The organism is Marivirga aurantiaca (genome assembly GCF_016679925.1).
Lineage (GTDB): Bacteria > Bacteroidota > Bacteroidia > Cytophagales > Cyclobacteriaceae > Marivirga > Marivirga aurantiaca.
Genome location: NZ_JAEQBW010000014.1, coordinates 17,819 through 31,101, shown reverse-complemented (window position 1 = coordinate 31,101; position 13,283 = coordinate 17,819). Strand labels below are relative to the sequence as shown.

Here is a 13,283-nt window from a genome sequence, read left to right as displayed (position 1 = left end):
TTTCCTAACTTTTGTTTATATTTGCAGTCGTGAAAGTCTTCTGTCTCATATTATCTGTTTTTGTTCTTGCCTTGTCTACTTTCCCCGATTGCATGGAAAACCATCATTCGGAAGAGGAGCTAAGAGAACAGGCTGGAGAACGAGAAGATAATTGTTCGGACTGTTCCCCCTTTTTAACATGTGGTACTTGTACAGGCTTTACATTTACCTATCTTGAATTTACCTTTCAGGAAATTTCTATTATCAATAACAAAAAGAGCCTTCCATTTCAGCAGTCTTTTTCAGACTACTGCTTCAAAAACATTTGGCAACCGCCAAAAATTGGCTAATAACACCTGGTGAGGGACTTCCCTTTATTTTTTGACTGGTAATTACCAGTTACCTTATCTATTTTTCCCATTAATTAATTATTGAAAAATGAAGTATATTATTTTGTCAGTACTGACATTATTGTGCCTATCCCCTGTTTTAGGCCAGCATAATTTTGAAGCAAAAATAACAGATAGCAAAACCAACGAGCCACTTATTGGTGCCACAGCCATTATTCAAGGTACTAATAAAGGAGCGACAGCCGATGTGGCCGGGCTTGTCGAAATAAAAGACTTGCCTGAAGGAAATCATATCATTGAATTTCGCTTTGTAGGCTATTTACCTAAAATGGATACATTCTATTTGCCCCAGGCATCCGATGAAGTGATCAATATTTCCCTTGAAGAAGATCACGAAGAGATGGAGGAGGTGATCATTACAGCAACACGCTCCAGCAGGACCATTGCCGATAGCCCTACCCGGGTTGAAGCTATTTCAGGGGAAGAATTGGAAGAAAAAGGAAATATGAAGCCAGGGGATATTCGGATGATGCTTAATGAAAGCACAGGTATCCAGACACAACAAACATCTGCAACCTCTTATAATTCCAGCATTCGTATCCAGGGGCTGGATGGGAAATATACCCAGATTCTTCGTGATGGACTTCCATTATATGCCGGATTCTCCGGAGGCCTAAGTTTATTGCAAATAGCACCACTTGACTTAAGGCAGGTAGAGGTGATCAAGGGCGCATCTTCTACTCTTTATGGAGGAGGAGCAATTGCAGGACTGGTTAACCTGGTATCCAAAACACCTGGCCAGGAAAGAGACCTCGACTTTATGATCAATGGAACTTCGGCATTGGGCTTGGATGTAAGCACTTTCTACTCGGAAAGATTTGGCAAGTTAGGGGCAACAGTTTTTGCTTCTTATAATATGGGATCAGCATATGACCCCTCCAATACAGGCTTAACGGCTATTCCTGAATTTGAACGTTTTACTTTAAACCCCAGGCTATTTGTATACCTCAATGATAAAACCAGCTTTAACCTTGGCTTTAATGCTACGGTAGAAGAACGCATAGGTGGTGATATGCGGTATTTTGAAGACAATGCCGCAACAAATCTCTACTATGAGAAAAATGAAACTGACAGATTAAGTACTCAATTTATTTTAGAGCACAAGTTACAGGAAAATGCCAAAATCACTGTAAAAAATAGTGTTAGCTACTATGACAGAAGAATTGAAATCCCGGATTACCAGTTTTCAGGATTACAGCTGTCTTCATTTAGTGAGGCTGCTTATACCCTCAAAAAAGAAAGATCCGAATGGGTGGGAGGTTTGAACTTGTGGACTGATGAATTTAAACAGGAAAATATCGCTCAGGAAGAAGCTGTGGATTACCAGCTTATCACTTTTGGTGCTTTTGCACAAAATACCTGGGATATATCCGATCAGTTTGTGTTGGAATCCGGTATAAGAACCGATTACCAAAATGAGTATGGGTTCTTTGTGCTTCCCCGGATTTCTGCGCTATATAAAATAAATAAGAATATTACTACAAGGCTTGGTGGAGGCCTGGGGTACAAAACGCCTAATGTATTTACAGAAGATGCTGAACGGCTTCAGTTTAGGAATGTTCTTCCTGTGAATGCTTCCGCTACCGAAGCAGAAAGATCAGCAGGAGCCAACTTTGATATTAATTACCGAACAGAGCTTTCAGAAAAATCAACATTTAGCCTCAATACCTTGTTTTTTTATACTCAAATCAATAATCCAATCGTATTGGAGTCGCTATCAAATGGTTACTATCAATATCAACAACCGGAAGGTTATATAGACACCAAAGGAATTGAAACGAATGCTAAAATCACCTACAGTGACTTTAAACTTTTTGTCGGCTATACCCTGGCTGATGTCAAAGAGCATTATAATGATGAGGTTACAGAGTTTCCATTAGTAGCTAAGCACCGGTTAAATAATGTGTTAATGTATGAAGTGGAGGAGTCGGTGAAAATTGGTCTTGAAGCCTATTATTTTGGCCCACAAAAGTTAAATGATGGTGCTATAGGACAAGAATATTGGATTTTCGGTTTAATGACAGAGAAGCTTTGGGAAAATTTTTCCATTTTCCTGAATTTTGAAAATTTCCTGGACGCCAGGCAAACCAGATTTGATACCATTTATACCGGCTCAATTGAAGATCCGTCCTTTAGGGATATCTATGCGCCTGTTGATGGCTTTGTGGTCAATGGAGGAATAAAAATAAAATTGTAAAGTGTAATATTTGTTTTTAGATAGAAAATGAGTTATGTTAATTTAATTAATCAATTGTCAAACTAAAATCACCACCAACATAGATTATGGGAATTAAACCAGGACCTAAAAGAATAGCCAAATCAACAGGCAAACCAGATAAACGCCAACATGATAACAAAAACACACCTGGCAATACTCCATCTCTTAAACCACACAAACATAAGAAAGGAGATTAATACAAATTCTCAGTTATTCTTATCTAATAATTAAAATACTTGCACAACTATAATGAATAAAATAGACTGGTCAGTTTCAGTAGTATTGATAGGTGTTGTATTAGGTTGGCTGCTAAATCAAATTAGCGGTTGGACTCAAAATCGGAAAGATGATCGGAAAATTAAAAAATTAGTTTTGTATAATCTTCTAGGGGTTAATCTCATCTTAAATCAACTAAATAATGAAGAAGAAATTGATATAATTAGTACAAAAGTCCTGCTAAAGTATCCTGCTAAAGACCAAACAGAAGAACTTAAGGAGTCTTTATTCAAATTCTACCAAAGCTTTTATAATGACTTTATACGCAACATAGTTATTAAAAAGCTGGCGGATATTAAATTAACATATTCAACCTCAATTGAAAAACTAGCAAGTATTAAGCCCGTGATTGCATATAGACTTCATGGAAAAACAGAAATTATTGAAACTTTAGATTCAATTGAAAGCTATTATGGAAATTTTTTGGAGAAATCCACAGAAAGTTCTGAAGAAACAGAAGATATTATTAGTTTTTTTAAAAGCAATGTAATCTCCGAAGTGATAGCAAATACAATAAGTGATCTTGAGAGAGAAATTCGATTGATTGCTTTCTCCGTTGGGTTTGTGACGTGGTTTAAGATATTCTTATCATTTAGATCCGACAAAAATAGAATCCGGTCAGAAAGGATTAAGAGAATAGATCAATTATTTGAGAAAGCTAATAAAGAACTTTTTCCAAACGCAAACAAGTAATTTTTTATTGAAGAATTCTATCTTACTAATCCGTAGAGCCCTTCGGAACTCTACGGATAGGTTTCTATCCGTAGTTTTACCGTAGCGAACTACGGATTGCTTAATAAAGTTAAGTCTTTGACTCAATGGAGGTGTTTTCAAACAATTTCAATCCCCATTTTTTTCATCAATGGCACTGCATTGAATGTATGGCAAGGGCCTTCGTTTAGCTTATAGTCAAAGAGAATTTGATCACCGGAAACATCACTGTTAAAGCTGTAATTCTGGAAATTTTCAAGTTCTTTCTCCAACTTTGCCAACGAAAGGTCATGCGTGCTGATCAAACCCATGCTATTGGTTTTCATCAGTTGCCGAATCAAACTTTCCGCTCCAATATTCCTGTCTTCGGAATTGGTTCCTTTCAAAATTTCATCCAGCAAGTAAAAAATGGAAGTTTGTCTCGCTTCCTGAGTTAGATCCACTAACTGCTTTAGCCTTTTCAGTTCTGCATAAAAAGAGGAAGTGTTTTCTTCCAGGTTATCTTGCGTACGCATGCTGGTGAATATTTGCAACGGGCTTAATTGTATACTTTCTGCACAACAAACGGCACCCATTTGCGCTAAAACTAAATTGACTCCCAAAGACCTTTCAAAGGTGCTTTTTCCACTCATATTGGCTCCGGTAATTAAGGTGACGGAACCTTTTCCATCCATTAAAAAATCATTGTTTACCCTATCCTGATGCGGAAGTAAAGGATGGCCTATTGCTCTGCCATCAAGTGTGCATTGGACATCGATGATTTGTGCTTTTACATAATTCGGATGAGCAAATGAATAAGCCGACAAACTTAAAATAGCCTCCCACTCTCCTATCGCCACAAACCATTTTCTGAGGTACTTTCCATAACTCACCTTCCATTTAATGCTGTTGTTGGCAATCCAATAATCTGAGAGTATAAAAGGGTTGATGATCCAGTACATCATACCATGCCGGCTATGAAGCCAGCTCAATAAATTGGACAATGTTTTAATTTTTTCAGAGGCGGAAGGGTTTTTAAATACTTTACTGATCTCTTGTAAATATTCATTCTCCAATGGCTTTTCCTCGGCCATTTTGAATAAGTTTCTATGCTGTTGCAGTATTTCCGAGACTTTTTCAGTACTGCGCTGAACCTCAATGATCTTTTTTTGCACCGGCAATAAAAGCAACACATTGATGAATAAACCCAAGCCTAAAAAACTCCAGGGAAGTATACCCATAGCTGCAAGCACACCAAAGCCAATTAACTGGGCTATGCCTATAACAGGAATAATTTTTAGAAACTGATTGCTTTTAGCATTTTCATCATTTTCAAACCAATCAAACAGTTTGTTTTGAGAGGGATGCTCGTCTGAAGCTTTTAATCTGCTTTCCGCAAACCATTCCAGCCTCCATTCATTGTCATTTTTTAATACGTCTACTGCTTCCTGTCTTGCATGAACAAGCGCTTTAGAGGCCGGGGAAAGAAACCATTGAGCCAATGTATTACGGCCAAAGTTTAACGCACTTCTGTTGATAAGGGCAAAGAGGGAATGTCTTCCAAAAACATCTAAATCAGGCGTGTAAGGATGAGCATAATCAATAAACTCATTGCCCCCGTCCATCTTGCTTAAGGATAAATCTAAACGGCTCAATTCTTCCTCAAGATATTTTATTTTATTCAGCGCTACGTTGAGCTGCCGTTTATGCTTGCTGTGGCGGTTGACCAGCCAGCCAAAAATAAAAGGAAAGGGAAGAAGTATCATGGCTGTTGCGCTGCCATCTCTTTCATTGATGAAATAAATACTTACTACTAAAGTGATGACAAAATAGATCACTCTAAAGAAGCCAAAGCGATTAGTAAGCTGCTTATATTTTTCCTGCGATTGTTTGACTAAAATGATTTGATCAGAGAAAAATTGTTTTTTCTCTGCTATTCCGTTGGCCGGATTTTCCATAAATTTCGGTGTTTTCCTAATTTTTAAAGGTCAAATGCTGACTACTCTGCTCTCAAAGATACTCAAATGCGCATGTCCATTTCTAAACTTTCATAAACTTTATTCATTGCCTCATTGGAATCTGATAATACAATTAAAGTATCATTTGCCTTTATTTCCGTAGATCCATTGGGTGTTATAAAATTATTATCACGATTAATCATGGCTATAATAGCAGTTTTAGGAAACTGAAGGTCAATTATTTTCTTGTCAACCGGATAGGAATTTTCCTTAATTTCAATTTCTGCCATGGCAGTTTTTACTCTGTCGGATAAGAATAAGTCTACAGGAGATTTAGGTTTAGCCTTATCCGGGAGGGCAACGTGTAACCATTTCGCAATTATAGAAAGCGTAGTTCCCTGAATTAAAATAGAGGTAACGGAAATGAAAAAAACTATATTGAAAATCATATTGGCTTTTTCAATTCCTGCTAACAATGGATAAGTGGCAAACACGATGGGGACTGCACCTCTCAAACCTACCCATGAAATATAAAAGCGTCTTCTGATTTTCATCCGGAAGAAAATCAAACCTAAAAAAACACTGATAGGGCGAGCGATAAAAATCAAAAATAACGAAATCAGAATTCCTATGCCCATTACTGGCACTATTTCCGATGGAAAAACCAACAGTCCTAAAGTGAGAAATAGCACTATCTGCATGAGCCAGGCTAAACCATCGAACATTTTCATGATGGTCTTTTTATGAATGAGTTCCTGGTTGCCTAAATAAACAGCACATAAATAGATCGCTAAAAAACCGTTACCACCTAGAAAATCGGCCAGGGAAAAAGTGATAAACATTAAGGCAATGACCAAAACAGGATAAAGTCCTTCAAAATCAAGGCTAATCCTGTTAATAATTAATTTGCTAAGCTTGCCCAGTAACAAACCTATTACACCACCTACAATCATTTGCTGCAGAAAAAGAGGAATGATAGATGTCCAGCCCGCATCCTGATTGATGACCAATCCTAAAAATGCAATAGTTAATACGTAGGCCATCGGATCGTTACTACCACTTTCCAGTTCAAGAGTAGGCCTTAAATTCGATTTCAGGCCCAAACTTTTGGCTCTTAAAATGGAGAAAACAGCTGCAGCATCTGTGGAAGAGACTATGGCTCCCAAGAGTAAGCCTTCATAAATTGTAAAATCGGTAATTAGCCAAACAAATGTTCCCAGAGAGACGGCCGTTAACAGAACTCCTACAGTGGATAATGTAATTCCCTGCCATAAAATAGGCTTGATGGAGCTCCAGTTGGTATCTAAACCACCGGAAAAGAGGATAAAGTTTAAAGCAACTATACCTATAAACTGCGCTAGCTGAGGGTCGTCAAAATTAATTTTACCTATGCCTTCAGATCCCGCTAACATACCAATTATTAGGAATAGAATTAATGTAGGAACCCCAAACTTATAAGAAGTTTTACCAGCAATAATACTAATTAATAAAAGCAGAGAGCCAATTAATAAAATGTTCTCAATAGTTAAATCCATTACTCTACTTAAAAGTTGGTGGAAAAAATTAGGAATTAATAGGTGTGTTATTTCGACAGTGCCTTTACGGGCAAATATCTGTAACAATTCACAAAATGGTCATTAACTAAGCCACAGGCTTGCATATGTGCATACATGATAGTACTGCCAACAAACTTAAATCCTCTTTTTTTCAAGTCCTTGCTCAAGGCATCGGATTCAGGAGAAGTGGCTGGCACTTCCTTCATGCTTACCCATTCATTCTGGATAGGTTTATTACCTACAAAAGACCAAATGTAAGCATTAAAACTACCAAACCCTTTTTGAACCTCCATGAACTTTTGAGCATTGGTAACGGCCGACCTTATCTTCAATTGATTTCTTACAATATTGGTATCCTGCATTAGTTGCTGAATATCATCTTCCGTAAAGCGGGCTACCTTTTTATAGTCGAAATTGGCAAAGGCCTTTCGGTATCCTTCTCTTTTTTTCAATATAGTGGACCAGCTTAATCCGGCCTGGGCACCTTCCAGGATCAGGAACTCAAAATGTGTTTTGTCATTATTGACAGGCACGCCCCACTCTTCATCATGGTATTTTATATAATCTTCAAAGCCCAGACACCATGGACAGCGTTCTTTAGTGTTTTCAGTTTTAATGGACATAACTTCCTGCATTAATATCAATAGTAGTTCCTGTGGCATGATCCATTAAACCGGAAAGTAAAATAGCAATGGTAGGGGCAATATCTTCAGGCTCAGTTAGCTTTTTAAGGGCAATATCATTGAGGGCAAAATCTTCTCCGTATTGATTAATAAATTTCCTGGCCATATCTGTTCTGGTAAATCCCGGGGCCACTACAAAAGCTTTGATTTCATCCTTACCAAAAGCACGGGCAATTGACTTGGTGAGGGAAACAACTGCTCCTTTAGAAGTGGCATAAGCCAGGTATTCAGCGGTGTCTCCCCTGAAAGCTGCCCTGGAGGAGATATTAACGATCCTGCCACCGTTTTCCTGTTTTTGAAATTGTACTATACTGCGCTTGCAAAGCAAACCTACTGCATTCACATTTACATCCATAGTTTTGAGCCAGTCATCTGTCCAGTCCACCGCATTTTTATGGATGTCTGATGAAATGGCGATTCCTGCATTGTTAACAATACCATCAAGCCTGCCATTGAAATAAGAAATGGTTTCACTGAATAATCGGGCGACTTCCATGGCTCCTGACAAATCAGCCTTGAGGAGGTGCATTGAGTTGTTCAATTCCTTTTTGAGTTTTAATGCAGCCTCTTCATTTTCATTGTAATGGGCAATTACTGTAGCACCACATTTAACGAGCGCTTTACTGATGGCGGCTCCTATTCCACGGGTGCCCCCGGTGACTAAAATATGTTGGTTGGACAAGTCAATTTTCATGCTTTAAGGTTTTTAATGACAATATACAAAAATCATTGGGCAGGAGAGACATCAAAATAAATGATTTCATTTTGTTCCAGCCCTATCGTAACAAGGAGAGGATTGCAACAAACTTCGCAATCTTCTACATACTTCTGTTTTTGGATGCTACTATCTACCAGAATGCTTATTTTCTGGAAACAATGGGGGCAGGTAAAGAAATGTTCGATCATATTTTGTAGCTTTGGTTAAAGAGTATTTCCAGGTATTGGCTAACATCTTTTTTGAAATAGTGAACACATTTAAAAATATTAAAATCATTTTAGAGTTCTCTTCTATGCAAATATATGAACTGATATTTTCATTAAAACGTTATTAAAATCATGCAAAAGCTAACTCCCATTTTCGCCTTTATCTTTTTCTCCACTTTTATTGCCCAGGCTCAGGTGGGAGACCCTTTTCCTGAAATGAGTGGAATTACATTAACTGATCAACAGCTTTCGGTACCGACAGATACAGAGGGTAAATTTACCTTGATAGGACTGGCTTACAGCAAGAAGGCTGAAGATGATTTAAAATCCTGGTTTCAACCAATTTATAATGAATATGTGAGAGAATCTGATCCCGGAGGATTAATTCCGGATATGGGAGCGGATGTAAATGTGGTGTTTGTCCCTATGTTTACTGGCATTAAGCAAGGCGCTTCTAAAGCTGCCACCAAAAAAATGAAAAAGGGCATTGATGAAAAATTACATCCGCATGTGCTGGTTTACAGTGGTAAATTGGGAGATTATAAAGAAGCCCTTGACTTTGAAAAAAAAGATACCCCATACTTTTTTGTCATTGATAAAAGTGGAAAGATTGTTTATGCTACCTCCGGTAAATTTTCTGTCAAAAAGCTGAATGAGATAGATGAGTTGGTAGGTGGATATTAATTATAATAGGAGAGTTTAGAAACCACATCATAATGCTCCGAATCACCTTCTTTTTATTCCGGGACAGATATTTCTACGGTAGAAAAAAGAAAATCCAATTAAGGCAGAACTAATTATACTCAAAAAGCGTAATGGCGGAATACCTTGAATGTTATTTTATGCTAAATAAAATTTTATTGGTGTACAACTAACAATGAAAAACGGTATATTTCAGACATAAATGAAAAACATTACAACTTTTAAAATGCGTCAGTATATTGGCAACTTTTTAGTGGGTGTTACATTAATTATTTCATTTATTTCCCATCCTTCTAATTTTAATTCCCCGAACCATACAATAATAGATTATTCTTTCTCAACTGAATGGGGAACGGTTGACGCGTCTGATTTTAATCTTTTTGAATTTCCTACAGCTAAACTATCCGGAAACGGTTTAAAGGCTCAGCCTCATTCCGAAATCTTTGAAAAATTAGCGGTTAAACCACTTACAATTACACGGATATTCTTTCCGTTTCCCGGATCATTAGCGGTAAATACATTTTCAAGAAATGTGTTTTACGTTTTCATTTCTTCAAAAGCCCCTTAAACAGGATCTGATTTTCTTGACATGGCAGTATTGAGTATGTAAAACATCTATGTTTCATAGATTCATTAGCCATTTAATGTTCATTCATATTATCAGATTTATAAATCGTGCAAAACATAGTATTTAATTCCATTATTATTCATTTCTGTGGAAAATCAAGAGCCGAATTTCCTACAGTTATTGATTTAGAAATTACCTGGCATAGATCAACCCCACAAGAAGAAGTTTACAGGACAATAATTTCAGAAGAAGCTCATACAGTTATAAAAGTCTTATAAAATGGGGACCATCATTTTAATGGCATTTGATTGGCTGCAAGCCGATAGCCTGTTAGCTTTTGGAGGGATTTCCCTGCTTTTATTAGTTGTTTTTATAGAAAATGGATTATTCTTCGGTTTCTTTCTGCCGGGGGATTCTTTATTGTTTACCGCTGGCCTTTTGTGCGGAACGATCTATTTACCTTTGAGCTTGTTCAGCTTAATTTCTACATTAATACTTTCAGCAAGCCTGGGATCATGGTTGGGCTATTGGTTCGGAAGAAAATCAGGCACCTGGATTAAAGGCCTTCCCGATGGGAGGATTTATAAAAGAAAATATTTTCAAATCACAGAGGACTATTATCGATTAAAAGGGCCAATGGCTTTTATACTTGGCCGTTTTCTCCCGGTAATTAGAACTTTTGTGCCGATTTTAGCGGGAATTGTCAAGATGCCTCAAAAAAGATTTATGTTGTTGAACATAACCGGGGTAACTATTTGGGTAATAGTAGTGGTATTTGCCGGTAATTTCATTGGCAAAGCTTTTCCGGGGATTATCCATCACCTGGAGTGGGTAATTTTAGTAATAGTGCTGCTTTCACTTCTTCCTATTGCTAAAACATGGTACAACAGTTCTTTCAAGACCTCATGAAAAGAGATTTAAGATTTTTCTTACTACAACTACAAAATCAACTTCTAATTTTTAAAAAATGAATAGCTCAGTCTGGATTTTATTTAATGTTTTAATTCTTTCGCTACTTGCCCTGGATTTATTCTGGTTCAACCGGAAAGCGCATGTCGTAAGCGTGAAAGAAGCACTGGGCTGGTCTGCATTCTGGATCGGCCTGGCGGCAATTTTCAATGTTGTAATCTATTATTGGTTAGGCTCAAAATTGGCCTTAGAGTTTACAGCCGGTTATCTGATAGAAAAATCATTAAGTGTAGATAACCTCTTTGTGTTCCTGATGCTGTTTGCCTATTTTAAAGTGCCTGCCATTTATCAACATAAAGTGCTCTTCTGGGGAATATTAGGCGCTATTGTTTTCAGGGCTATTTTTATTTTTGCGGGCATTGAGCTTTTGAATAGGTTTAGCTTTATGGTTTATATTTTAGGCGCATTTTTGATTTTTGCCGGCATAAAAATGTTTTTCGCAAAGGAAAAGCCTTTAAACCCGGAAAAAAATGTTGTCCTGGCAATTCTCCGATTGTTTATACCTGTCACTAATGAATATCATGAGGCTAATTTTTGGGTGAAAATTAAAGGAATACTGCATGCCACGCCATTGTTTGTGGTTTTGATCATTGTGGAAACTACCGATATTGTTTTTGCAATAGATAGCGTTCCGGCAGTATTGGCTATTTCCAAAGACCCTTTTATAGTGTATAGCTCCAATATTTTTGCCCTTTTAGGTTTAAGGTCCCTTTTCTTTGCCCTGGCAGGCGTGATGGAGCTTTTTCATTACCTTAAATATGGATTGGCTTTAATTTTAGCTTTTGTGGGCAGTAAAATTGTCATCAGTCATTGGTACCATTTGGACATTGTTTTAGCACTGGGCATAGTAGGCTTTATCCTGATTGCTTCAGTTGTATTATCTCTTTCATTTCCTAAAAAACCTCAGGTAGGTGTGCCTCAATGAAAAAAGTAAAAATTGCTCTTTTAATTATGGGTTCTCTTACCCTGCTCTTTGGCTTTTTACAATTAGAACAAATACTTGTACTTCCGGAAGTGGTTTTTACTTCTTTGCGGATGTTGTTATGGGCTGTTTTTTTCTATTATGCGTGCATAAGAAAATCCCTTACTACCTGGATTTTAGTGAGTATGTTGATTGGGGCAGAAGTGGGGCACAGCTTTCCGGAATTCTCCAATAATTTGCAGGTATTAAGTCAGGCTTTTCTAAAACTGATCAAAGTAATTATTGCGCCATTATTGTTTGGAACTTTGGTAGTAGGTATTGCCGGACATTCCAATTTAAAGCAGGTAGGCAGCATGGGGTGGAAAGCCTTGCTTTATTTTGAAATTGTGACAACACTGGCACTTTTTATTGGCCTGATTGCTATTAATTTAACTGAAGCCGGCAAAGGAATAGATTTATCTGCTGTGATAGTGAGCAATGAAATCCCACAAATCAAGAGTCAGGGTTGGCAGGATATCATCCTTCATATTTTCCCTGAGAACATAGCTAAGTCCATTTACGAAGGACAAATCCTGCAAATAGTGGTATTCAGTATTTTGTTTGGGCTGGGGCTTGCTATGGTGAAAGATGAACAAAAAAGGAGACCTATGATCAGCTTTGCTGAAAGCTTGTCTGAAGCGATGTTCAAATTTACCAATATAGTGATGTATTTTGCTCCTTTTGGGGTTGGTGCGGCTATTGCTTATACCGTATCGCATATGGGGCTGGGTATTTTGGTAAATTTGTTTTACTTATTGGCAACTCTTTATGGAGCCCTCTTGGCTTTCTTATTATTTATTCTATTGCCAATCGCTTTAGTGTTTAAAGTAAACCTTAGAAAATTTATTCAGGCTATTTCAGAGCCTGTTTCTATTGCTTTTGCTACCACAAGCTCCGAAGCAGCCTTGCCGAAAGCCATGGAGAACCTGGAGAAACTGGGCGTATCACGTAGAATTGTAGCCTTTGTTATGCCTACAGGCTACAGTTTTAATTTGGATGGCACCACACTTTATCTCTCTTTGGCCACTGTTTTTGTAGCCCAGGCAGCAGGTATCACCCTAAGCTGGGGCGAGCAACTGTTAATTGTTTTCACCCTGATGCTTACCAGTAAAGGCGTTGCAGGTGTGCCAAGGGCTTCATTGGTGATACTTTTAGGCACAGCAGCTACTTTCGGCCTTCCGGTAGAGCCCATCTTTATTATTCTGGGAATAGATGAGTTAATGGATATGGCTCGCACCTCTGTAAACGTAATAGGCAACTGCCTGGCAACAGTTTTAGTGGGTAAATGGGAAGGAGAGTTTACAGGCTAAAGGTAACTATAGAGGTGTTTATTAAATATAAGAGAGAGGGATAATAATTGCTTACTGAAGTAAAAACAGAAGCTTTGAA

General features: G+C 37.7%; 12 protein-coding genes. 7 read left to right on the top strand and 5 right to left on the bottom strand.

All coding sequences use genetic code 11. From position 1 onward, the window contains the following. Positions 1–417 precede the first annotated feature (417 nt). Together JKA74_RS18810 and JKA74_RS18805 are read left to right on the top strand one after the other, a co-directional pair. Positions 418–2,586, top strand: coding sequence for a TonB-dependent receptor (locus tag JKA74_RS18810; protein ID WP_201432793.1), 2,169 nt, complete (start codon positions 418–420; stop codon positions 2,584–2,586). A gap of 270 nt (positions 2,587–2,856) precedes the next feature. Beyond that, positions 2,857–3,576 (top strand): hypothetical protein, encoded by a 720-nt coding sequence (locus JKA74_RS18805; protein WP_201432792.1) that lies wholly within the window; start codon positions 2,857–2,859, stop codon positions 3,574–3,576. A gap of 137 nt (positions 3,577–3,713) precedes the next feature. Here the strand turns inward: JKA74_RS18805 and JKA74_RS18800 are convergent, their stop codons facing one another. From JKA74_RS18800 to JKA74_RS18780, 5 genes are all read right to left on the bottom strand, one after another. Then, positions 3,714–5,531: a MutS-related protein gene (locus tag JKA74_RS18800; RefSeq protein WP_201432791.1), complete on the bottom strand. Its 1,818-nt coding sequence runs from the start codon at positions 5,529–5,531 to the stop codon at positions 3,714–3,716. A 62-nt stretch (positions 5,532–5,593) separates the two neighbouring features. Continuing rightward, positions 5,594–7,066, bottom strand: coding sequence for a potassium/proton antiporter (locus JKA74_RS18795; protein WP_201432790.1), 1,473 nt, complete (start codon positions 7,064–7,066; stop codon positions 5,594–5,596). Positions 7,067–7,113: 47 nt separating this feature from the next. Further along, on the bottom strand, positions 7,114–7,710 hold the full coding sequence (locus tag JKA74_RS18790; RefSeq protein ID WP_201432789.1) for a DNA-3-methyladenine glycosylase I: 597 nt from the start codon (positions 7,708–7,710) through the stop codon (positions 7,114–7,116). Next, positions 7,700–8,464 (bottom strand): SDR family NAD(P)-dependent oxidoreductase, encoded by a 765-nt coding sequence (locus tag JKA74_RS18785; protein WP_201432788.1) that lies wholly within the window; start codon positions 8,462–8,464, stop codon positions 7,700–7,702. Before JKA74_RS18785 ends, JKA74_RS18790 begins: the two co-directional genes overlap by 11 nt. A gap of 32 nt (positions 8,465–8,496) precedes the next feature. Beyond that, complete coding sequence (locus JKA74_RS18780; RefSeq protein ID WP_201432787.1) at positions 8,497–8,676, bottom strand: CPXCG motif-containing cysteine-rich protein; 180 nt, start codon at positions 8,674–8,676, stop codon at positions 8,497–8,499. A 150-nt stretch (positions 8,677–8,826) separates the two neighbouring features. Between JKA74_RS18780 and JKA74_RS18775 the strand changes: the two genes are divergently transcribed. The 5 genes from JKA74_RS18775 to JKA74_RS18755 all read left to right on the top strand — a co-directional run bounded on the left by JKA74_RS18775 (position 8,827) and on the right by JKA74_RS18755 (position 13,204). After that, positions 8,827–9,378, top strand: coding sequence for a TlpA family protein disulfide reductase (locus tag JKA74_RS18775; protein ID WP_201432786.1), 552 nt, complete (start codon positions 8,827–8,829; stop codon positions 9,376–9,378). A 220-nt stretch (positions 9,379–9,598) separates the two neighbouring features. Then, complete coding sequence (locus JKA74_RS18770; protein WP_201432785.1) at positions 9,599–9,964, top strand: hypothetical protein; 366 nt, start codon at positions 9,599–9,601, stop codon at positions 9,962–9,964. Positions 9,965–10,243: 279 nt separating this feature from the next. Beyond that, a complete protein-coding gene (locus tag JKA74_RS18765; protein WP_201432784.1) occupies positions 10,244–10,873 on the top strand; it encodes a DedA family protein in 630 nt (209 codons plus the stop codon). 58 nt (positions 10,874–10,931) lie between these two features. Further along, the gene (locus JKA74_RS18760) at positions 10,932–11,858 is read left to right on the top strand and encodes a TerC family protein (protein WP_201432783.1); all 927 of its coding nucleotides are present in this window, start codon (positions 10,932–10,934) and stop codon (positions 11,856–11,858) included. After that, positions 11,855–13,204, top strand: a complete 1,350-nt coding sequence (locus JKA74_RS18755; protein ID WP_201432782.1) for a dicarboxylate/amino acid:cation symporter — start codon at positions 11,855–11,857, stop codon at positions 13,202–13,204. Before JKA74_RS18760 ends, JKA74_RS18755 begins: the two co-directional genes overlap by 4 nt. Positions 13,205–13,283: the final 79 nt, after the last annotated feature.

Excerpts from the sequence above, each read along its gene's own strand:
- JKA74_RS18780 (WP_201432787.1), bottom strand. The coding sequence starts at position 8,676 with ATGATCGAACATTTCTTTACCTGCCCCCATTGTTTCCAGAAAATAAGC.
- JKA74_RS18805 (WP_201432792.1), top strand. The coding sequence starts at position 2,857 with ATGAATAAAATAGACTGGTCAGTTTCAGTAGTATTGATAGGTGTTGTA.
- JKA74_RS18770 (WP_201432785.1), top strand. The coding sequence starts at position 9,599 with ATGAAAAACATTACAACTTTTAAAATGCGTCAGTATATTGGCAACTTT.
- JKA74_RS18765 (WP_201432784.1), top strand. The coding sequence starts at position 10,244 with ATGGGGACCATCATTTTAATGGCATTTGATTGGCTGCAAGCCGATAGC.
- JKA74_RS18775 (WP_201432786.1), top strand. The coding sequence starts at position 8,827 with ATGCAAAAGCTAACTCCCATTTTCGCCTTTATCTTTTTCTCCACTTTT.
- JKA74_RS18810 (WP_201432793.1), top strand. The coding sequence starts at position 418 with ATGAAGTATATTATTTTGTCAGTACTGACATTATTGTGCCTATCCCCT.
- JKA74_RS18800 (WP_201432791.1), bottom strand. The coding sequence starts at position 5,531 with ATGGAAAATCCGGCCAACGGAATAGCAGAGAAAAAACAATTTTTCTCT.
- JKA74_RS18790 (WP_201432789.1), bottom strand. The coding sequence starts at position 7,710 with ATGTCCATTAAAACTGAAAACACTAAAGAACGCTGTCCATGGTGTCTG.
- JKA74_RS18755 (WP_201432782.1), top strand. The coding sequence starts at position 11,855 with ATGAAAAAAGTAAAAATTGCTCTTTTAATTATGGGTTCTCTTACCCTG.
- JKA74_RS18795 (WP_201432790.1), bottom strand. The coding sequence starts at position 7,066 with ATGGATTTAACTATTGAGAACATTTTATTAATTGGCTCTCTGCTTTTA.
- JKA74_RS18785 (WP_201432788.1), bottom strand. The coding sequence starts at position 8,464 with ATGAAAATTGACTTGTCCAACCAACATATTTTAGTCACCGGGGGCACC.
- JKA74_RS18760 (WP_201432783.1), top strand. The coding sequence starts at position 10,932 with ATGAATAGCTCAGTCTGGATTTTATTTAATGTTTTAATTCTTTCGCTA.